The organism is Aurantimonas sp. A2-1-M11, from assembly GCF_036549475.1.
Lineage (GTDB): Bacteria > Pseudomonadota > Alphaproteobacteria > Rhizobiales > Rhizobiaceae > Aurantimonas.
The window spans coordinates 14,331-32,433 of the sequence record NZ_JAZHLI010000036.1 but is presented as its reverse complement, the minus strand read 5'-3'; the positions used below and the strand labels follow the sequence as shown (position 1 = coordinate 32,433).

Genomic DNA, 18,103 nt, shown 5'->3' with positions numbered 1-18,103 from the left:
GGTCATGATCCGCGCTCTCCATCGCTGGCCGGGTCTCCTGGCCCTGGCACTCCTGACGGTCCTGGCGCTCAGCGGGGCGGTGCTGTCGGTCTTTCCGGCGGCCGAGCGGCTGGCCGCCCCGCAGGCGGCGGCGGAGATGAGCGTCGCGGCGCTGGCCGAGCGGGTCCAGGCCGCCTATCCGGGCGTCGAGCAGATCCGTCGTGCGCCCTCGGGACGGATCACCGCCTACTGGTTCGAACAAGGTGCGCCGGGGGCCGCCGTCATCAACCCCGAAACCGGCGCGGGCGTCGGCTCGGCCGACCCGAACCAGGCGGAGCGCTGGCTGACCAACCTGCATCGCTCACTGTTCCTCGGCGACGGCGGCCGCGTCGCGACGGCGGTGGGCGCGGCGGCGATGCTGGTGCTGTCGCTCTCCGGGACGGCTTTGGTTGCGCGCCGGGTCGGCGGCTGGAGGCGCTGGTTCGCGCCGCTGCGCGGGCCGTTCCCGGGCCGGCTGCATGTCGAACTCACGCGGGGGGCAGTGTTCGGCCTGTTGCTGTCCTCTGCCACTGCACTGTGGATGACCGCGTCGACCTTCGAACTCATCCCCGACGGCGGTGCCGCACCGGTGGTCTCCACCGCGTTGAGCGGCAGGACCGGCGTGACGTTCGCCGACATGCCGGCGCTTCGGGACGCCAAGGTGGCCGAGTTGCGCGAGCTGAGCTTTCCCTATCCCGGCGACACCACCGACGTGTTCACGCTGGAGACCGAGCGGGGCACCGGCACTTTCGACCAGGGAACGGGCGCGCTACTGGGCTGGACCAATCTGACCGCATGGGAGCACGTGTTAGAGACCGTCTACATGCTGCATACCGGTCACGGTGCGGCGGCCCTCGGACTCGTCCTCGGGCTCATGGCTCTCGGCGTGCCGGCGATGGGCGCGACTGGCGTGCTGGTCTGGCTGAGAGGGCGACGCGGCCGGCCACGCATCAGCGCCAACCAGCCTGCCGGCCGGGCCGGGACGATCCTGCTCGTCGGCAGCGAGGGTGGCAGCACCTGGGGTTTCGCGGCGACGCTGCACGCGGCGCTCACCGAGGCGGGACACAGCGTCCACGCTGCGCCGATGTCGGCCTTCGCGCCGGACCGCTACGCCCGCGCAGAGCGGATCATCGTCCTGGCGTCGACCTACGGCGACGGGGATGCACCGGCTTCGGCCAAGGGCTTCCTCGAAAGGCTCGAGGCTCTCGAGCGCGCGCCCGGGATACCGCTGGTCGTGCTCGGCTTCGGCGACCGCAGCTTCCCCGCCTTTTGCACTTTCGCCAGCGCCGTCGTTGCCGCGGCCGGGGCGAAAGCCTGGCCGGAGCTCCTGCCGCTCGACACGATCGACCGCCAGTCGCCGCAGGACTTCGCGCGCTGGGGACGGGCCCTTGGCCAGAAGCTGGGGATCGAACTGGAACTGGCCCATCAGCCGGTCCCACCGGCGGTCGCGGCACTCACGCTGACGTCGCGTCGCGACTATGGTGCCGAAGTTCAGGCGCCGACCGCGATCCTGCGCTTTGCGCCGCCGCCGGTGACGCTCTGGCAGCGGCTGACGGGGACGGGCTTTGCCCGCTTCGCCGCCGGCGACCTGATCGGCGTCCTGCCCGAAGGCTCGGCGGTGCCGCGACTATATTCGCTTGCCTCGTCGCGCCGCGACGGGTTCGTCGAGATCGTGGTGAAGAAGCATCCGGGAGGCCTCTGTTCCGGCCAGCTTAGCGGGCTGGAACCGGGCGACAGCGTAATGGCCTTTCTGCGCCGCAATCCGGGCTTCCATCCGGGCCGGGGCCACACGCCGCTGATCCTGATCGGCGCCGGCACCGGCATCGGCCCGCTGGCGGGGTTCGTGCGCGGCAATGCGGGGCGTCGCCCCATCCACCTGTTCTTCGGGATGCGCGATTCGCGCAGCGATTTCTTCTACGGCGAGGATTTGCCGGGATGGCAGGCGGCCGGAGGGCTTTCCCGGCTCGTCACGACGGTCTCGCGCGGAGCAAAGCCGCATTACGTCCAGGACGCACTTCGCGCCGAGGCCGCCGACATCGCCCGTCTCGTCCGCGCCGGGGCGCGGATCATGGTCTGCGGCGGCCGCGACATGGCCGCGGGCGTCGCCGACGCGCTGGCGGAGATCCTCGCCCCCGTCGGGCTGACGCCGGCGGCGCTGAAGGCTGAGGGGCGGTATGTCGAAGATGTCTACTGATCAGGTGCGGCACGCCCTGAATGGGCCGACCATGGGAACGCGCTGGTCGGCGCTGTTCTTCGCGCACCCGGATTTCGACCCGGAGCGGGTCCGCGCCGCATTGCAGGATGCCGTCGACGGAGTCGATGCGCAGATGTCGACCTGGAAGCCCGGCAGCGACCTCATGGGCCTCAACGCGGCGCCATTAGGCGCGTGGATCACGGTGCCGGCGGGGCTGATGGACGTCCTGCGGCTCGGTCTCGAGATCGGGCATGCCTCCGGCGGGGCCTTCGACATCGGCATGGGCGACGCGGTGACTGCCTGGGGCTTCGGGCCAGAAGCGGCGGCGGCCGGCCGTATCCGCGCCGCGATGGCCGCCGAGCGGGTGCCGGCCTTCGAGGCGCTCGAGATCGACGCCGCGGCCAGCCGTGTCCGCAAGACCGCGCCGCTGGCGCTCGACCTGAATGGCATCGCCAAGGGTTATGGTGTCGACCGGCTGGCCGACATACTGCGCGGCACCGGCATCGCGGCGAGCCTCGTCGGCATCGACGGCGAGATGCGCGCTACCCGGCTCCGTCCGGACGGGGAGCCGTGGGTCGTCGCGGTGGAAGCGCCGGATCCGAACCGGCGGGCGCCCCGTTCCATCTTCGCCCTGGAGGACGCCGCGGTGGCGACCTCCGGGAACTACCGCCACTGGATCGAGGTACACGGCCGCCGCCTCTCGCACACCATGGACCCGAACCGCGGCGCGCCCTTACTCGCGTCGCCCGCCTCGGTCACGGTCGTGGCGAAGACATGTGCCGAGGCTGACGCCTGGGCGACGGGGTGCATGGTGAAAGGGAGCTTGGAGGGCTCGGAAATGGCGCGTAAGCATGATCTGAACGCTCTCTTCATTGACCGTGAGGGCGATCATCTTCGCGAAACGCGCGTCGGACGGCTGTTCGAGACCTGTCCAGACCTCGAACGCGTGGTTTGACGGGATACGCACCAGATGACCCTCTTGCTTCACGATCGCCTGAACGTCGGCCTGCTGGGCCTGGCATTGCTTGGTCTGGTGTCCGGCCTTGTGCTCTGGCTCTCCGGGCAGCCAGACCTTGCCAAGATTGCGTGGACGGCAGGCGTCGTCCCCGTCCTTGGGGCCCTCTGTGTCGAGATTGTACGAAGTCTGTCGAACGGCGAGGTCGGACTCGACATCGTTGCGGCGCTGTCGATGTCGGCCGCACTGTTGTTCGGCGAGACGCTGGCGGCGGCGGTGGTCGCGCTGATGTATTCGGGCGGAACCTTCCTGGAGAGTTTCGCGCAGGGTCGCGCCCGGCGAGAGATGAGCGATCTGTTGTCCCGCGTGCCTCGAACGGCCACCCGCCACCGCGACGGCGCGCTCGATGAAGTGCCTCTGGACGACATCGCACCGGGCGACCTGCTGCTGATCCGTCAGGGCGACGTGGCCCCCGTGGATGGGTCCGTCGAGAGCACGCGCGCGATGCTCGATCAGTCGGCGCTGACGGGCGAGTCGATGCCGGTCCGGCTCGAGCACGGGCAGGAGGTGATGAGCGGCTCGACCAACGCGGGCGAGGCATTCGATCTTCGGGTTACGCGGCGCGCGGCCGACAGCACTTATGCGGGGATCGTCCGGCTGGTCGAGGAGGCGCAGAAGTCCAAGGCGCCGATGGCCCGGCTGGCCGACCGCTGGTCGCTGCTGTTCCTGACCGTCACGGTTGTCCTGGCGACCGCCGCCTGGTGGTTCACCGGTGATCCGATCCGCGCCGTTGCGGTTCTGGTGGTCGCGACCCCCTGTCCGCTGATCCTCGCCGTGCCAGTCGCCCTGGTGGCCGGGCTGTCGCGGGCGGCGCATTTCGGGGTGCTGATCAAGGGGGCCAAACCGCTCGAGGCGCTGGCCCGGATCAAGACGCTGATCCTCGACAAGACCGGCACGCTGACGGACGGGCGGCCACAGATCGTATCGATCGACAGACATGGCGACATGTCCGGCGACGATATCCTGTATTTCGCTGCGGCCCTCGATCAGGCCTCGAAGCACCCGATTGCGCAGGCAATCGTCGCGGCAGCCCGGGCGCGCGCCACCGCCTTGCCGGTCCCTGAGAACGTGGTCGAGACACCGGGAGGAGGCGTTGCCGGAACCGTCGAGGGGCGAAGGGTCGTCGTGGGGGGCGCTGGTTTCGTTGCCTCGCAGGCAGGCGTCGCCGAGCCTGAAAGCGCGGTCGTCGATACGGGGTCGGTGATTGTGTCGCTCGCCGTCGACGGCAAACTGATGGGGCATCTCGTGATGGCCGACGCGCTGCGCCCTGGCACGGCAGACCTGCTGGCCGGACTGCGCAAATTGGGGGTCGCGCGCATATTGCTGGCGACAGGGGATCGCCGTGCCGTGGCCGAGGCCGTGACGGAAGGGCTGGGGTTCGACGCAGTGCGGGCCGATCTCACACCCGATCAGAAGGTGATGCTGGTTCTAGCAGAGCGCAAGACTGGCGCGGTCATGATGGTGGGCGACGGCGTCAACGATGCCCCCGCCCTGGCGGCGGCTGATGTCGGAGTCGCGATGGGTGCGCGTGGAGCGGCGGCGTCAGCGGAGGCGGCGGATGTCGTGCTGCTGGTCGATCACCTGGATCGCCTGCTTCCGGGGATCGAGGTCGCACAGCGCTCGCGACGCATCGCCCTTGAGAGCGTCGTGGCCGGGATCGGGCTGTCGGTCCTGGGCATGATCGCGGCGGCCTTCGGGTATCTGACGCCGGTGCAGGGTGCGCTCTTGCAGGAGGGGATCGACGTGGCGGTCATCCTCAACGCCCTGCGGGCGCTCAGGATCGTGCCGGGACAAACAGGTCGGAAAGCACGCAGCCCTGAAGATGCAGCATCTCGTTGGTCGCTCGAGACGACATCCACCCCGCATGCTCCGGAAGGCCGCATCTGACGAGCCGTCTCTCCCATTGCGAAGTCGCCATGGTTCAGCTCATCGGCTGGTTGCGCACGCTTTCGCCCGGAGCAGCAGATCGCCCTCAGATCGTCTGGCCGAACAAAGCTCCGATCCCCGCGGTCAGGGCCATGGCCGCCGCACCCCAGAAGGCGACGCGCGCCGTGCCGCGCCAGACATTCGCCCCGCCGGCCTTGGCGCCGATCGCACCGAGGACGCCGAGGAAGATCAGCGACGCGCCCGAGACGAGGATGATGAGGAGGTCCGCAGGAGCTACGAAGACCATCAACAGCGGCATCGCGGCGCCGATGGCGAAGGTCGCCGCAGACGTCAGCGCGGCCTGGACCGGACGGGCCGCCGTCACCTCCGATATCCCGAGCTCGTCCCTGGCATGGGCGCCGAGCGCATCCCGCGCCGTGAGTTGAGCCGCGACGTGACCGGCGAGTCCCCGTTCCAGACCTCGAGCCACGTAGATCTGCGTCAACTCCTCGAGTTCTCCGGCCGGATCGTCGCGCAGTTCCGTGGTCTCGCGGGCAAGGTCGGCGTTCTCGGTGTCGGACTGGGAGGAGACCGAGACATACTCGCCCGCCGCCATCGACATTGCGCCCGCAACGAGGCCGGCAACGCCGGCTATTACGATCTCGGGCGTCGCAGCCGCGGACGCCGCGACGCCGACGATCAGGCTCGCCGTCGAGACGATGCCGTCATTGGCCCCGAGGACGGCGGCACGGAGCCAGCCGATGCGCGCGACGAGATGGTTTTCCTGGTGAGACAGGGATCGCGGCATGAGTGTCTCCAGATGGCGTTAGCACGATCGTCGCGGTGGCGGTTGGTGGGGACGCTGCGGTCGATACGGCGCCTATCCGTCGGTCGCGGCGAGAATGCCCCTACGGGGAGCCATCCTTGGGGCAGGAAGGGTATTCGGCGTCCCGGGTGCTGACCGATGCCCTCCGCGGGCGCTGTCCTGTTCGACATCCATCCCAATTTTCGACGCCTGGAAGCTCAGAGCCCGCAGGCGGCGACGGGGATGCCGGGCCGTGGAATGGCATGCCGGCTCCGGCGGCCCCTCATGTTGGAGTGGACGGCCCCCGTACGGCATCGATGTGCCAAAATGAGGTCGTTAAGGATCTCAAGCGAAGGAGACCGTCCATGGAACAGATTATTCGAGTCGGGATGGACACGTCAAAGCACGTGTTCCAGCTGCATGGCGTGAACGCGGCAGAGGAGCCGGTTCTGCGTAAGAAGCTGCGGCGCAAGGAGATGGTGGCGTTCTTCGAGAAGCTGCACCGACGATGATCGCGATCGAGGCGTGTGGCGGATCGCACCATTGGGCGCGCCTGCTGCAGTCGGTCGGTCACGAGGTGAAGCTGCTTCCGCCGCAGTTCGTCAAGCCGTACGTCAAGCGCGGCAAGAACGATGCGGCCGACGCCGAGGCGCTGTGCGAGGCAGTGAGCCGGCCTTCGATGCGGTTCGTGCCGGTCAAAACGACTGAGCAACAGGCGGCATTGATGTTAAGAGGCGTACGCGGACCGGCTGATCCGCAATCGCACGCAGCTCGCCAATTCCATTCGCGGCTATGCGGCCGAATTCGGTCTGTCTGCCGCGAAGGGAATAAGCAAAATCGAGTTGTTGCTCGAGCGCATCGCGGCGGACGAAGCGTTGCCCGATTTGGCGCGGGAGCTGTTCGCGCTCCATGCTGAGGAATACGCGCAGTTGCAAGCGCAACTGGAAGAGGTCGGTGGCAAGCCGAGGGCCTGGCACCGGGCCGATGAATGCAGCCAACGCCTGGCGCAAATCCCCGGCGTCGGCCCGATCGGTGCGTCGCCGCTGGTGATGAAGACGCCCGCGCCTGAGGCCTTCCGACCGGCTCGGCACTACGCCGCCTGCCTTGGTCTGACGCCGAAGGATCACTCCACGGCCGGCAAGGTCCGGCTCGGCGTCATCACGCGCGCCGGCGACGAGGCCTTGCGCAGCGTTCTGGTGGTCGGTGCCACCACCGCTGTCATCCAGCATGTGCGACGCGGCCGAGGGGCCGCGTGGCCGTGGCTAGTTGACCTGCTCAAGCGCAGGCCGCCGAAGCTCGCCGCCGTGGCCTTGGCGAACAAGATCGCGCGCATCGCCTGGAAGCTGATGGTGAGCGGTGAAACCTACAGAGCAAATGTTACGCCACCCGCCCTGGCCCGCGCTGCATAGAGAGATTGGCCAGACAGGGGAAGCGCCTTTTAACGCTACCGTGCTGAGCCGATACCGGAACTTGCAAGAAAGAGCAGATGGTGTGATCGATCGATCCGAGACGCAAGATACTCCGTTGAATCCATCGCCCATTGTCGGCCGCGCTCATGTTAGGAACTTGCGTTGCGGAAACCATCTTGGCCCGCGGTCACGTGCGACCGCACACACAAAGGCCGGACATATGATCGCAAGCGATCCGATCAAAAACGCTGCTCGACAATCTTGCGAGGAGGGGGCCGTCCACATATGGATTCTGGCACAGGGTCCGCAGACCTCGGCTCGGGCCCTCGCGGAGCCTATTCTTCCTCGGCCATGCCGAAGCGGTGCAGCTTCAGATACAGCGCCTGACGGCTCAGGCCGAGCACGCGGGCTGCCGATGTACGGTTGTTGCCGGTCAGCTTCAGCGCCGCCTCGATGCACATGCGTTCGATCACGTTCGTCGTGTCGCGCACCATGTCCTTCATCGGCACGCGGCCGATCATCTCGACTAGGCTTTCGGCGGTGCGGGTTAGATCGCTGTTGCCACGGCCGAGGAGTCCGTCCTCGGGGCTGCGGGCGCGCATGATGAATGCGTATCCCGGCTGCGCGCCCTCGCTGCGCCACACCGCCGACAGTTCGACCTCGGTCGCCTGGACGTTCGCGCCCTTCACCGTGCCGGGGAACAGCGGGATGCGACCATTGCGGCGAATACTGGCGAGGAGCACGTCCTGCTCGATGCCGTTCCAATGGAAGAAATCCTCCAGTCCCTTGCCCACGGCATGGGCGGCCAGCGACAGGCCGGTCAGCACCAGGAAGGATTCGTTGGCCCAGACCACCGTCCCGGCCTCGTCAGTCAGGAGCACGGCTTCGGCGGCGTTGCGGACGAGTTCGCCGAGATCGGAACCGGGCGCGGCCTGCGACGATTCGGCGGCCTCGGTCATGCGCAAGAGGACCAGCTTCAACTCGCCGGCGCGAAACAGTTCCGCAGTCAACGCCAGCCGGGAGCCGTGGCGTGCGACGGCGTCCAGCGTCACCTGCGTTCCGGCCGCAAGCGCGTGCGCCAGCATGGCCTTGATTTCGGCCTGCTGCGACTTTTCGAACAGGGCCGGCAGTTTCTTGCCGGCGAGTTCGGCCGGTGACAGGCCGAGTATGGCGGCGGCGCGCGGATTGCCCTCGCGTATCTTGCCCTTGTCGACGTCGACGATGAGAACGGCGTCGGGTGCCGTCTCGAACAGGAGACGGTAATGGGCTTCCGCCTGCTTCTGCCGTCTGTTGTTCTCCTCCAGCGATCGCCTGTTGGCTAGGAGTCGCGACTGCAGGTCGGCGATGGGGCGCAGATCGCGCCCGACCAGGATGATCTGCCCGTCCGGGCCGATCTGCTGCGCCGAATACTGCATCGTCAGATCCCGCCCTTTCCCGAGCGGATGAATGATGTCGAAACGCTGCGAAGGCTTTCTATCGCGCGCCGATCCGAGCATTGTCTTCAGCAAGTCGCGATTGTCCTGGCGCACGACGGCATCGATCTGCTGGCCGCGCCAGGTCGCGATGGAGGAGGATTTCAGGTCGCGCATGTTGAGTGTCAGGTCGTCGATGACGTCGTTGCGGTCGACGACGAGGGCGAGGTCGGCCGAGGCCGCGACCAGATTGGCCAGCGTTCGCTGGTCGATTGCTGGCAGCTTCAGATCGGTGGGGCGACTTGAGGCCATGTCGGGTGCCTGGCGTTCGATGGAAAGGGCGTCGGTCGGGGACCTCGTGCTTGCCGTACGGACAGGGATCGCATCGTGTCGCCTGCTTTTGTCTTTTTCGATGGCGCTTGTCCAGCGCCGCGTTGCGGGGTTTGTCACTGGTGCGTTACACTATTGCATGTCGTTCGATCCGAACACCGTTGAGATGGGGACCGGAATGAGATCGCCAGGGCCGGGCGGGGGCCTTACCGCAGCCGGCGCGATCGCCCGGCGGCAGATGATCCCAGCGCCGCGGTGGCCCCCAGGATGGTGACGGGCGCCGTCGATCTCAGCGCCTGCGACCGCGAGCCGATGGTGCCGACCTCGGCGTCTATACATTGTGAAAATTGCATGTAGGAATGCCCGGGTACACCACGGGAGGACGACATGTTCACGCGACGCAGTTTCATGGTCGGCGCAACGGCGCTGTCCGGATCCCTGGCATTCGGGGCGAGGGGGCAGGCCGCGCCCGCCGATCGCCTGTCAACGCTGAGCGACGGGCATCTGGAACTGCCGGCCGACTTTCTCCTGCCAGGCGTGCCGGCCGAGGCGCGCCGGGAACTCGGCATCGAGACGGGGGATGGTGCGATGCTGTCGCCGCCCTGCAATCTGACGCTGCATCGCAGCGGCGACCGCCTCGTCCTCTTCGACGCGGGCGCCGGGTCCAACTTCATGCCGAGCGCCGGCCGGCTGCCGGACAGCCTCGCCGAGGCCGGGATCGATGCGAGCGAGATCACCGACGTGATCTTCACCCATGCCCATCCCGATCACATCTGGGGCGTGCTGGACGATTTCGAAGACGTCGCCTTTCCCGAAGCGCAGTTTCATGTCTGCCGGACCGAATGGGATTTCTGGCGCTCGGAGGCCGCGCTCGCGAATATCCCGGAAGAGCGCCAGAACTTCGTGGTCGGCGCGCGCGGCCGCTTCGATGCCATCGAGGAGCGGACCACCCTCTTCGATGCCGGTACCGAGCCGGTCGCCGGCATCGAGGCCATGGCGGCCTTCGGCCACACGCCGGGCCATTGTGCCTTCGTGCTGCACGGCCTTGATGCGCCGGTGATGATCGTCGGCGACGCGATCGCCAACGATCCGGTGTCCTTCGCGCGGCCGGATCTGCTCTGGGGCGCCGACCAGGATGCCGAGGCGGGCGCGGCCACGCGCCGGCGGCTGCTCGACAGGCTGGCGGCGGAGAAACTGCGCTTCGTGGGCTTCCATCTGCCGCAGGGCGGCATCGGCCGGGTCGAGACGGAAGGATCGCACTACCGCTTCGTGCCGGGCGCCTGACCTATTCCGCCGGCCCCCGTTCGATACCGCGAAAGGCGTGGCGAATCGAGCCTTCGAGAATGTAGGCGAGGCCGATTCGGGCGCCCAGGGCGACCGAGATCAGGACGAGCGGCGCCGAGACGGTGAGCAGCGACGCTGCCGAGATACCCTGGCCGATGGTGCAGCCCAGCGAGAAGACGCCGCCCACCCCCATCAGCACCGCGCCGGCAAGATGGCGCGACAGTTCGCGTGCGTCGTCGCAGGCTTCCCAGCGCACGTCACCGCCGCGATGGGCCGCGACGGCGGCGCCGACGATCACCCCGAGGACGAGCCCGACGCCATAGTCCGGCAGCACGCCGGTATAGGCGACGATTTGCAGGATGAGGTCGCCGGGCGGCACCACGAAGGAGGCGCTCTCCACCTGCACCGGCACGAAGGCGCGCTCGGCGACCGTGGTGGTTGCCAGCCAGCCGAAGGCGACCGCGATGCCGATGACGGTTCCGGCCAGCATCTTGCCCCGGTCGCGCCGGAAGGGAGCGGACCGGAAGACCCAGGTGCCGAGCGCGGCGATCACGACGAGCAGGATGGCCCAGCGCAGGTCGCGGCCGGTGAGGGCGCTGGCGGTGGCGCCGAGCGTCTGGTCGGGTGCGCCGAGCCGGGTCAGGTCGTAGGCCTGGGAATCGACGAGTGCGACGCGTCCGAATGCGAGGATGCCGCGCTGGGCGGCGAGGGCCGAAAGGCCGAGGATGACGATGACCACGAGGCCGCGCAGCGAACCGCCACCGAGTCGCACCAGCGCGCCGAAGCCGCAGGTGCCGACGAGTGCCATGCCGAAGCCGAAGGCGAGGCCGCCAAGGATCGCACCGGTCCAGCCGAAGTCCGGGGTCAGGTAGAAGCTGCGGCTCGGGTCGAACAGGCCGGCAAGGCTCATCGCCTGGGTCAGGAGAATGGCCACGAGAATGGCAAGGCCCCAGGCCCGCAAGCCGTTGTCGTCGCCGGCGTACCAGCGGCGTTCCAGCGCCGACAGTGTGCAGAAATGATGCCTGCGCGCGACATAGCCCATCGCCGCGCCGGCGATGAGCCCCGCCAGCGGCAGCGCCAGGCCGCTCTCCACCAGCATGTGTTGCCTCCCGAGCGCCTTCTATGGAGCGCTTCGCTGGTCAGCCTAGTCCTGACGCACAGTGCTGGCAAGGAGATCGCAACCGTCGCGGACCGCCGAAACGGAGCCAGGTCAGCCCTGGGTGTCAGGAGCGGAGCGGACAGGCGCGCAGAACAGCTCGTACAGCGTCCCGATCAGTGAGGTGACCTCCTCGCTGGCCAGGCTGTAATAGACCGTCCGGCCCTCCCGCCGGGTCTTCACGAGCCGGTCGAAGCGCAGCCGCGCAAGCTGTTGCGAGACGGCCGCCTGCGGCATCGACAGGATCTCCTCGATGTCGCCGACCGAACGCTCCTGCTCGGACAGGAGGCACAGGATGACGAGCCGGGTCTCGTGCGACATCGCCTTCAAGAGGTCGCTGGCCTTGCGCGCTTGGGCGAAGAAGGCTTGCGTCTCCTCCGGGGAGGTCGAGGGGTCGAATTTGGGGACGGCCCAGTTGGTCGGATTGCGCAAATCAGTCGCTCGATCGGATCGGTACAGGGGAAGCCGTGGTGGCGGCCGGCAGCTGCTTCAGCATATCGTCCACGAGACCCCAGAAGAAATCCTCCCCCGGATAGCCGCGCAGACGTGCGATCTCCTGGCCATTCTCGACGAGAACGAAGCTCGGCGTGATCCGCTCGGGCGTAACGTCCGTCAGGTCGTGCGGCCAAGGCTCGGTTACGTCGACGCGGCGCAGCGGCGCCTTCCGGCCCGCGTCGGTCCTCGGATAGGCAGGCGCGATTTCCGCGTCGAAGCGGGCACACCAGATGCAGCCGGGCCGCTCCAGCACCAAAAGCTCGGCGGCGGCGGGGCTTGCGATCGGGGCGACCAGCGTCCATGCCAGCAACGCGGCCAGAAGCCGACGGCCGGAGCGCGCGGGGCGGGGGCGTAGCAGGGACTGTCCGATTGCAATAGATAATAACATATGCATTCTTCTATCTAATCGCTACGTCACCGCTGAACAAGCCGGTGGTCGTCGGCAGTGCAACATAAGTTCGCGATCGGAAACGTTCAAATGCTCGATGTCGGCTATGGCGCTGCACTGCTGGCGGGATTTCTGTCCTTCGTCTCGCCCTGCGTGCTGCCCATCGTTCCGCCCTATCTCGCCTATCTGGCGGGGCTGAGCTTCGATCAGGTCCGCGAGCGCGGGGCCGAGCCCGCCGTCAAGCGCCAGATCATGCTGGCGTCACTCGCCTTCGTGGCCGGTTTTACCACCGTCTTCGTCGCGCTCGGCGCGACGGCGAGCCTGGTCGGGCAGGTGGTCGCCCAGTGGTTCGACGTTCTGTCGGTGGTCGCCGGTGTCATCATCATTATCATGGGCCTGCATTTTCTCGGTGTGTTCCGCCTCTCGCTCCTCTACCGGGAAGCGCGCGTGAACGTGTCGAGGAAGCCGGCGGGGCCGCTCGGCGCCTATGTCATCGGCCTGGCCTTCGCCTTCGGATGGACGCCCTGTGTCGGTCCCGTGCTCGCCGCGATCCTGTTCGTGGCCGGCTCGCAGGGCTCTGCCCTCAGGGGCGCCGGGCTGCTGGCCACCTATTCGATCGGCATCGGGGTGCCTTTTCTGCTGGCCGCCGCCTTCGCGACGCGGTTCCTCGATTACGCGGCGCGCTTGCGCCAGCACATGGCGACGGTGGAGAAGGTAATGGGCGGAGCGCTGGTGCTGACCGGCATCCTGTTCGTGACCGGGCAGATGGCGGTGATATCCTACTGGTTGCTGGAGACCTTTCCGGTCTTCGCGACGATCGGCTAGACCGGCGCCGGGCGCGCCGGAAACAAGGGAGGAGAAGCGCATGATGAGGCAGATCCTGTTCGCGGCTGCGGCGCTGTTGTGTCTGGCGTCGGCGGCCCCTGCCGCGGAAGTCGGTGACGACGGGCTGCACAAGCAGCCATGGTTCACCCTGACATTCCGCGATGTCGCCGAGGACATCGAGGCGGCCCGCGCGGACGGCAAGCGCCTGGCGCTGGTGTTCGAGCAGCGCGGCTGCATCTCCTGCCGGCAGATGCACGAGGAGGTCCTGGCGGATCCGGCGGTGCGCGACTACATCGCGGCGAATTTCCACGTGGTCCAGTACAACCTGTTCGGTGACGAGGAGGTCACCGACCTCGACGGCACCACGCTGGCGGAAAAGACCGCGGCCCGCCGCTGGCGGGTGGTGTTCACGCCGACGATCCTGTTCATGCCGGAATCAGCGCCGGCGGAGGGGACGGTCGGCGAAGCGGCCGTCGCCACCATGCCGGGTGCATTCGGCAAGCAGACATTCCTCCACATGTTCCAGTGGGTTCGCGAAAAGGGATACCAGGGGGAGGAGCATTTTCAGAAATATCATGCTCGCAGGCTGGCCGAGGGCGGTGCCACAATGGAGACGACCGAATGATTGCTGCGGCGCGGGACGAATTGTGAGCAGTCGCAATACATTCGAAAATAACAATACTTGCATTTATTCCGCTGGGCTGCTTTAGTCGCTGAGGGGAATCGAAGCAGATCGGCCGACGAAAGCCGACATTCGGGAGGTAGAATTTGTCCATGATGCGTCCGTTCGCGCTCGGCCTAGCCATGTCCATCGCGCTGCCGTCACTGGTCGTTGCGGCTGAGACCGCACCCGCCGATGTGTCCTTTGCCGATGCACAGGTCGCCGAGCCGTTGACCGAAAAGCCGGGCGATCCGGCCGAGGGGCGGAGCATCTTCATGGATCGCGGCCTCGGCAATTGCCTGGCCTGCCATGTCAACGCCGATCTCGACGACCAGCTGTTCCACGGCAATGTCGGGCCGGAGATGAACGGCGTCGGCGAGCGCTGGGAGCCGGGGCAGCTGCGCGCGATCGTCGTCAACGCCAAGCAGGTGTTCGGCGAGCAGACCGTCATGCCGGGCTTCTACACGCTCGATGTCGGCGTCAACGTCGCCGAAAAATATCAGGGCAAGACCATCCTGACGGCCCAGCAGGTCGAGGATGTCGTTGCCTATCTCGAGACGCTGAAAGGCGACTAGGAAGGAAATTCCATGAACATGACGAGACGCCAGATCTTTGCGCTGTCCGCCGGCGCTGCCACCTACGGCCTCTTCGCCTTTGCCCCGAGCCGGGCCTTGGCAAGCGTCGAGGAGGCCGAAAAGGCCTTGGCCGCCTTCACTGGCGGCACCGAGCCGCAGTCCGGGACGATCAGCCTCACGGCACCGGAGATTGCCGAGAACGGCAACACCGTACCGATTTCGGTGACGGTCGAGAGCCCGATGACCGAAGACAATTACGTGGAGTCGGTGACGATCCTGGCCGAGGGCAATCCCAATCCCGAGGTCGCCACCTTCTACTTCACCCCGATGAGCGGTAGCGCGACGGCAACGACGCGGATCCGGCTGGCGCAGACCCAGAACGTCATAGCGGTGGCGAAGATGAACGACGGCTCGGTCTTTTCGGACCGCAAGGAAGTGAAGGTCACGATCGGCGGCTGCGGCGGCTGATCGGCCGTTCCGTCCGTCGAACCGAGATCGAGAGATGCGTGACCTCGCCGCAGGCGAGCGTCACACGAGGAGAACCAGACAATGGCAACGCCAAAGCCGAGAGTAAAAGTCCCCAAGAGCGCCAGCGCCGGGGAAGTCATCACCATCAAGACCCTGATCAGCCACGAGATGGAATCGGGCCAGCGCAAGGACAAGGATGGCAATCCCATCCCGCGGCAGATCATCAACAAGTTCACCTGCGAGTTCAACGGCACCAAGGTGTTCGAGTGTGACCTCGATCCCGCCGTGTCGGCCAATCCGTATTTCGAGTTCACCGCCAAGGTGCCCGAGAGCGGGACGTTCAAGTTCACCTGGGTGGACGACAACGGCGAGACCTACACGGACGAGCACGAGATCGAAGTCCAGTAGAAGCTGGAATCGCAATCGGGACCAGGGAAGAGGGGCCAGCCACCAGGGCTCGGCCTCAGCGGGGAGGAAATCGCTTGAAGAAGTCTGTCATCGCCCTTTTGGGCGTCTCCTGCCTGGGGAGCCTTGCGCTGGTGTCCGGCGCCTTTGCCGAGCCCGTCGACGAGACGCTGACGATCGACGGCGAGGAGATGATCACCGTCGCCCCCGCGCCGACTGAGCCGCCGGGGCACGCCTTCGAACAGGTCGAGTCCGGCTGGCTCTATCGCGAGCCAGAGACCCGTGCGACCCAGATGGACAGCTTTGAAAATCCCGGCATGCTCAATGTCGAGCGTGGCGAGGAGATTTGGAACACGGTCGACGGCGCGGCTGGCAAGTCCTGTGCGACATGCCACGAGGAGGCCTCGGAGACGATGGCCGGCGTCGGTGCCAATTATCCCAAGTGGAATGCCAAGGCGGGCAAGCCCTTCAATCTCGAGCTGCAGATCAATGCCTGCCGGACCGAGAACATGGAGGCGGAGCCTTACAAGTTCGATGCGCAGGATCAGAAGGACCTTGTGACCTTCATCCGGCACCAGTCCCTGGGCGAACCGGTCGCGATCGACCTGGCCGAGGGCGAGATGATGAGCTGGTGGGAGAAGGGCAAGGAGCGCTACTACCTGCGCACGGGTCAGCTCGACCTGTCCTGCGCTTCCTGCCACGAGAGCGCCAACGGCAAGTACATCCGCGCCGACCATCTGAGCCAGGGCCAGACCAACGGCTTCCCGACCTATCGCTTCAATACCGGGGGCATGGTGTCGCTGCACAATCGGTTCCGCGGCTGCGTGCGCGATACACGGGCGGAAATCCCGACGGCCTTCTCCGATGAATTGATGGCGCTGGAGGTCTACACCGCCTGGCGCGGCGAGGGCCTGTCTGTCGAGACACCCGCCGTCCGCCAGTAGCCGATGGCACCGGGGCCGGTCGCCACCGGTCCCGCGCATCTGACAGTCGACAATCGTTCAAGTCTGGATTGCCGAGGCAATCCGGATCGAGGGTGAGCCATGTTTTCCAGACGCGAATTCCTGACTGCGACAGTGGCGCTGGGGGCGCTGACGGGATCCGGCCTGTCGGGGCGTTGGTCTCGGGCCGCCGCCCAGCAGACGCTGACCGAGGATGATCTGCTCGGCGCCTCTGATTTCGGCAATCTGACGCTGCTTCACGTCACCGACATCCACGCGCAGCTGAAGCCGGTGTTCTTCCGCGAGCCGGCCGTCAATATCGGCATCGGCGCGGTCGTCGGCCTGCCGCCGCATGTCAGCGGCGCCGATTTCCTCAAGCTCTACGACATCGAGCCGGGATCGCCCGACGCCTATGCGTTGACCTCCGAAGATTTTTCGGCGCTGGCGCAACGATACGGCCGGATGGGCGGGCTCGACCGGATCGCGACGATCGTGCGCCGCGCTCGCGCCGAGCGCGGCGACGACAACGTGCTGCTGCTCGATGGCGGCGACACCTGGCAGGGCAGCTACACGGCCAACAAGACCGCCGGCGCCGACATGATCACGGCCATGAACGTCATCGCGCCGGACGCCATGACCGGCCACTGGGAGTTCACCTACGGCACCGAGCGAGTGCAGGAGGCGATCGATGCCCTGCCGTTCCCGTTCCTGGGATCGAACATCTTTGACCGGGAATGGGACGAGCCGGCCTTCGAGGCCTGGAAGATGTTCGAGCGCGGCGGTGCAAAGGTCGCGGTGATCGGCCAGGCCTTTCCCTACACGCCGATCGCCAACCCCTCCTGGCTGATTCCGGAATGGTCCTTCGGCATTCGCGACGAGCAGATCGCCGCCCATGTGGAGGAAGCCCGGGCGGCCGGAGCGGATCTCGTCGTCTTGCTCTCCCACAACGGCTTCGACGTCGACCGCAAGCTTGCCGGTCGGGTCGACGGCATCGACATCATCCTGACCGGCCACACCCATGATGCGCTGCCCGAGCCGGTGCTGGTCGGCAAGACGCTGCTGATCGCCTCCGGCTCGAACGGCAAGTTCCTCAGCCGCCTCGATCTGGAGATTGCCGACGGACGCCTGAAGGATTTCCGCTATCGGCTGATCCCGGTCTTCTCGGACGTCATCGCGCCGGACAAGGAGATGGCCACGGTCATCGACGACGTGCGGGCGCCTTATGCGCAGGAACTGCAGCGGGTCATCGGCCATACCGAGGGCCTTCTCTACCGCCGCGGCAATTTCAACGGCACCTGGGACGACGTCATCTGCGACGCGCTGCTGGTCGAGCGAGATGCCGAGATCGCATTGTCGCCCGGCTTCCGGTGGGGGACATCCGTACCCGCAGGCAGCGACATCACGGTCGAGGATCTGCACACCGTGTGCGCGATGACCTATCCGCAGGTCTACCGCAACACGATGAGCGGCGAGATGCTGAAGGCCGTGCTGGAGGATGTCGCGGACAATCTCTTCAACACCGATCCCTATTATCAGCAGGGCGGCGACATGGTCCGCGTGGGCGGTCTCGGCTACGGCATCGATCCGACCAGGGAGATCGGCTCGCGGATTTCCGACATGACCATTCTCGCCACCCAGGAGCCGATCGAGGCGGGCCGCGACTACGTCGTCGCCGGTTGGGCGTCGGTGAACGAAGGCACCGAAGGGCCGGCGATCTGGGATGTGGTGGAAAGCTATCTGGCGAAGAATCCGACCGTCTCGCCGACGGAAAATCGCCGCGTCGACGTCCGGATCTGATCGGACGTCTCGACAGCCATATTGCGGCATGATATATGCATAATATCATATATTTATAT

16 protein-coding genes and 1 pseudogene are annotated in these 18,103 nt (G+C 66.7%); 12 read left to right on the top strand and 5 right to left on the bottom strand.

Translation table 11 applies throughout. The features are described 5' to 3' along the window. Positions 1 to 4: 4 nt before the first annotated feature. The 3 genes from VQ042_RS15925 to VQ042_RS15915 are packed head-to-tail and all read left to right on the top strand — an operon-like array spanning position 5 to position 5,114. A complete protein-coding gene (locus VQ042_RS15925) occupies positions 5 to 2,212 on the top strand; it encodes a PepSY domain-containing protein (RefSeq protein WP_331821020.1) in 2,208 nt (735 codons plus the stop codon). Beyond that, a complete protein-coding gene (locus tag VQ042_RS15920) occupies positions 2,193 to 3,167 on the top strand; it encodes an FAD:protein FMN transferase (protein ID WP_331821018.1) in 975 nt (324 codons plus the stop codon). Before VQ042_RS15925 ends, VQ042_RS15920 begins: the two co-directional genes overlap by 20 nt. Positions 3,168 to 3,182: 15 nt before the next feature. Then, complete coding sequence (locus VQ042_RS15915; RefSeq protein WP_331821016.1) at positions 3,183 to 5,114, top strand: heavy metal translocating P-type ATPase; 1,932 nt, start codon at positions 3,183 to 3,185, stop codon at positions 5,112 to 5,114. Between the two features lie 85 nt (positions 5,115 to 5,199). On the opposite strand, the gene VQ042_RS15910 is transcribed toward VQ042_RS15915, so the two are convergent. Further along, positions 5,200 to 5,901, bottom strand: a complete 702-nt coding sequence (locus tag VQ042_RS15910) for a VIT1/CCC1 transporter family protein (protein WP_331821014.1) — start codon at positions 5,899 to 5,901, stop codon at positions 5,200 to 5,202. A 362-nt stretch (positions 5,902 to 6,263) separates the two neighbouring features. Here VQ042_RS15910 and VQ042_RS15905 point away from each other — a divergent pair. Beyond that, positions 6,264 to 7,307: pseudogene (locus VQ042_RS15905) on the top strand (IS110 family transposase). A gap of 335 nt (positions 7,308 to 7,642) precedes the next feature. Here VQ042_RS15905 and ppsR read toward each other — a convergent pair. Beyond that, entirely contained in the window at positions 7,643 to 9,031 is a 1,389-nt protein-coding gene (gene ppsR / locus VQ042_RS15900; protein ID WP_331821012.1) for a transcriptional regulator PpsR, read from the bottom strand. Between the two features lie 405 nt (positions 9,032 to 9,436). Between ppsR and VQ042_RS15895 the strand changes: the two genes are divergently transcribed. Then, complete coding sequence (locus tag VQ042_RS15895) at positions 9,437 to 10,333, top strand: MBL fold metallo-hydrolase (RefSeq protein ID WP_331821010.1); 897 nt, start codon at positions 9,437 to 9,439, stop codon at positions 10,331 to 10,333. Position 10,334: 1 nt separating this feature from the next. Here VQ042_RS15895 and VQ042_RS15890 read toward each other — a convergent pair whose 3' ends face one another. The 3 genes from VQ042_RS15890 to VQ042_RS15880 all read right to left on the bottom strand — a co-directional run bounded on the left by VQ042_RS15890 (position 10,335) and on the right by VQ042_RS15880 (position 12,372). Continuing rightward, positions 10,335 to 11,432, bottom strand: a complete 1,098-nt coding sequence (locus VQ042_RS15890; protein ID WP_331821008.1) for a YeeE/YedE family protein — start codon at positions 11,430 to 11,432, stop codon at positions 10,335 to 10,337. A gap of 111 nt (positions 11,433 to 11,543) precedes the next feature. After that, the gene (locus VQ042_RS15885) at positions 11,544 to 11,921 is read right to left on the bottom strand and encodes an ArsR/SmtB family transcription factor (protein WP_331821006.1); all 378 of its coding nucleotides are present in this window, start codon (positions 11,919 to 11,921) and stop codon (positions 11,544 to 11,546) included. Position 11,922: 1 nt separating this feature from the next. Beyond that, a complete protein-coding gene (locus tag VQ042_RS15880) occupies positions 11,923 to 12,372 on the bottom strand; it encodes a transcriptional regulator (RefSeq protein ID WP_331821004.1) in 450 nt (149 codons plus the stop codon). Positions 12,373 to 12,462: 90 nt separating this feature from the next. Here VQ042_RS15880 and VQ042_RS15875 point away from each other — a divergent pair, with 90 nt between their 5' ends. The 7 genes from VQ042_RS15875 to soxB all read left to right on the top strand — a co-directional run bounded on the left by VQ042_RS15875 (position 12,463) and on the right by soxB (position 18,044). Then, positions 12,463 to 13,197, top strand: coding sequence for a cytochrome c biogenesis CcdA family protein (locus VQ042_RS15875; protein ID WP_331821002.1), 735 nt, complete (start codon positions 12,463 to 12,465; stop codon positions 13,195 to 13,197). Between the two features lie 43 nt (positions 13,198 to 13,240). Next, entirely contained in the window at positions 13,241 to 13,822 is a 582-nt protein-coding gene (locus VQ042_RS15870; RefSeq protein WP_331821041.1) for a SoxW family protein, read from the top strand. 149 nt (positions 13,823 to 13,971) lie between these two features. After that, the gene (soxX, locus tag VQ042_RS15865; protein WP_331821000.1) at positions 13,972 to 14,433 is read left to right on the top strand and encodes a sulfur oxidation c-type cytochrome SoxX; all 462 of its coding nucleotides are present in this window, start codon (positions 13,972 to 13,974) and stop codon (positions 14,431 to 14,433) included. Between the two features lie 12 nt (positions 14,434 to 14,445). Beyond that, positions 14,446 to 14,901, top strand: coding sequence for a thiosulfate oxidation carrier protein SoxY (soxY, locus tag VQ042_RS15860; RefSeq protein WP_331820998.1), 456 nt, complete (start codon positions 14,446 to 14,448; stop codon positions 14,899 to 14,901). 81 nt (positions 14,902 to 14,982) lie between these two features. Continuing rightward, positions 14,983 to 15,309, top strand: a complete 327-nt coding sequence (gene soxZ / locus VQ042_RS15855) for a thiosulfate oxidation carrier complex protein SoxZ (protein WP_331820996.1) — start codon at positions 14,983 to 14,985, stop codon at positions 15,307 to 15,309. 74 nt (positions 15,310 to 15,383) lie between these two features. Beyond that, positions 15,384 to 16,250: a sulfur oxidation c-type cytochrome SoxA gene (gene soxA, locus VQ042_RS15850; protein WP_331820994.1), complete on the top strand. Its 867-nt coding sequence runs from the start codon at positions 15,384 to 15,386 to the stop codon at positions 16,248 to 16,250. A 99-nt stretch (positions 16,251 to 16,349) separates the two neighbouring features. Further along, positions 16,350 to 18,044 carry a thiosulfohydrolase SoxB gene (gene soxB / locus VQ042_RS15845; RefSeq protein ID WP_331820992.1) on the top strand — a complete coding sequence of 565 codons (1,695 nt, stop codon included), beginning with the start codon at positions 16,350 to 16,352 and terminating at the stop codon, positions 18,042 to 18,044. Positions 18,045 to 18,103: the final 59 nt, after the last annotated feature.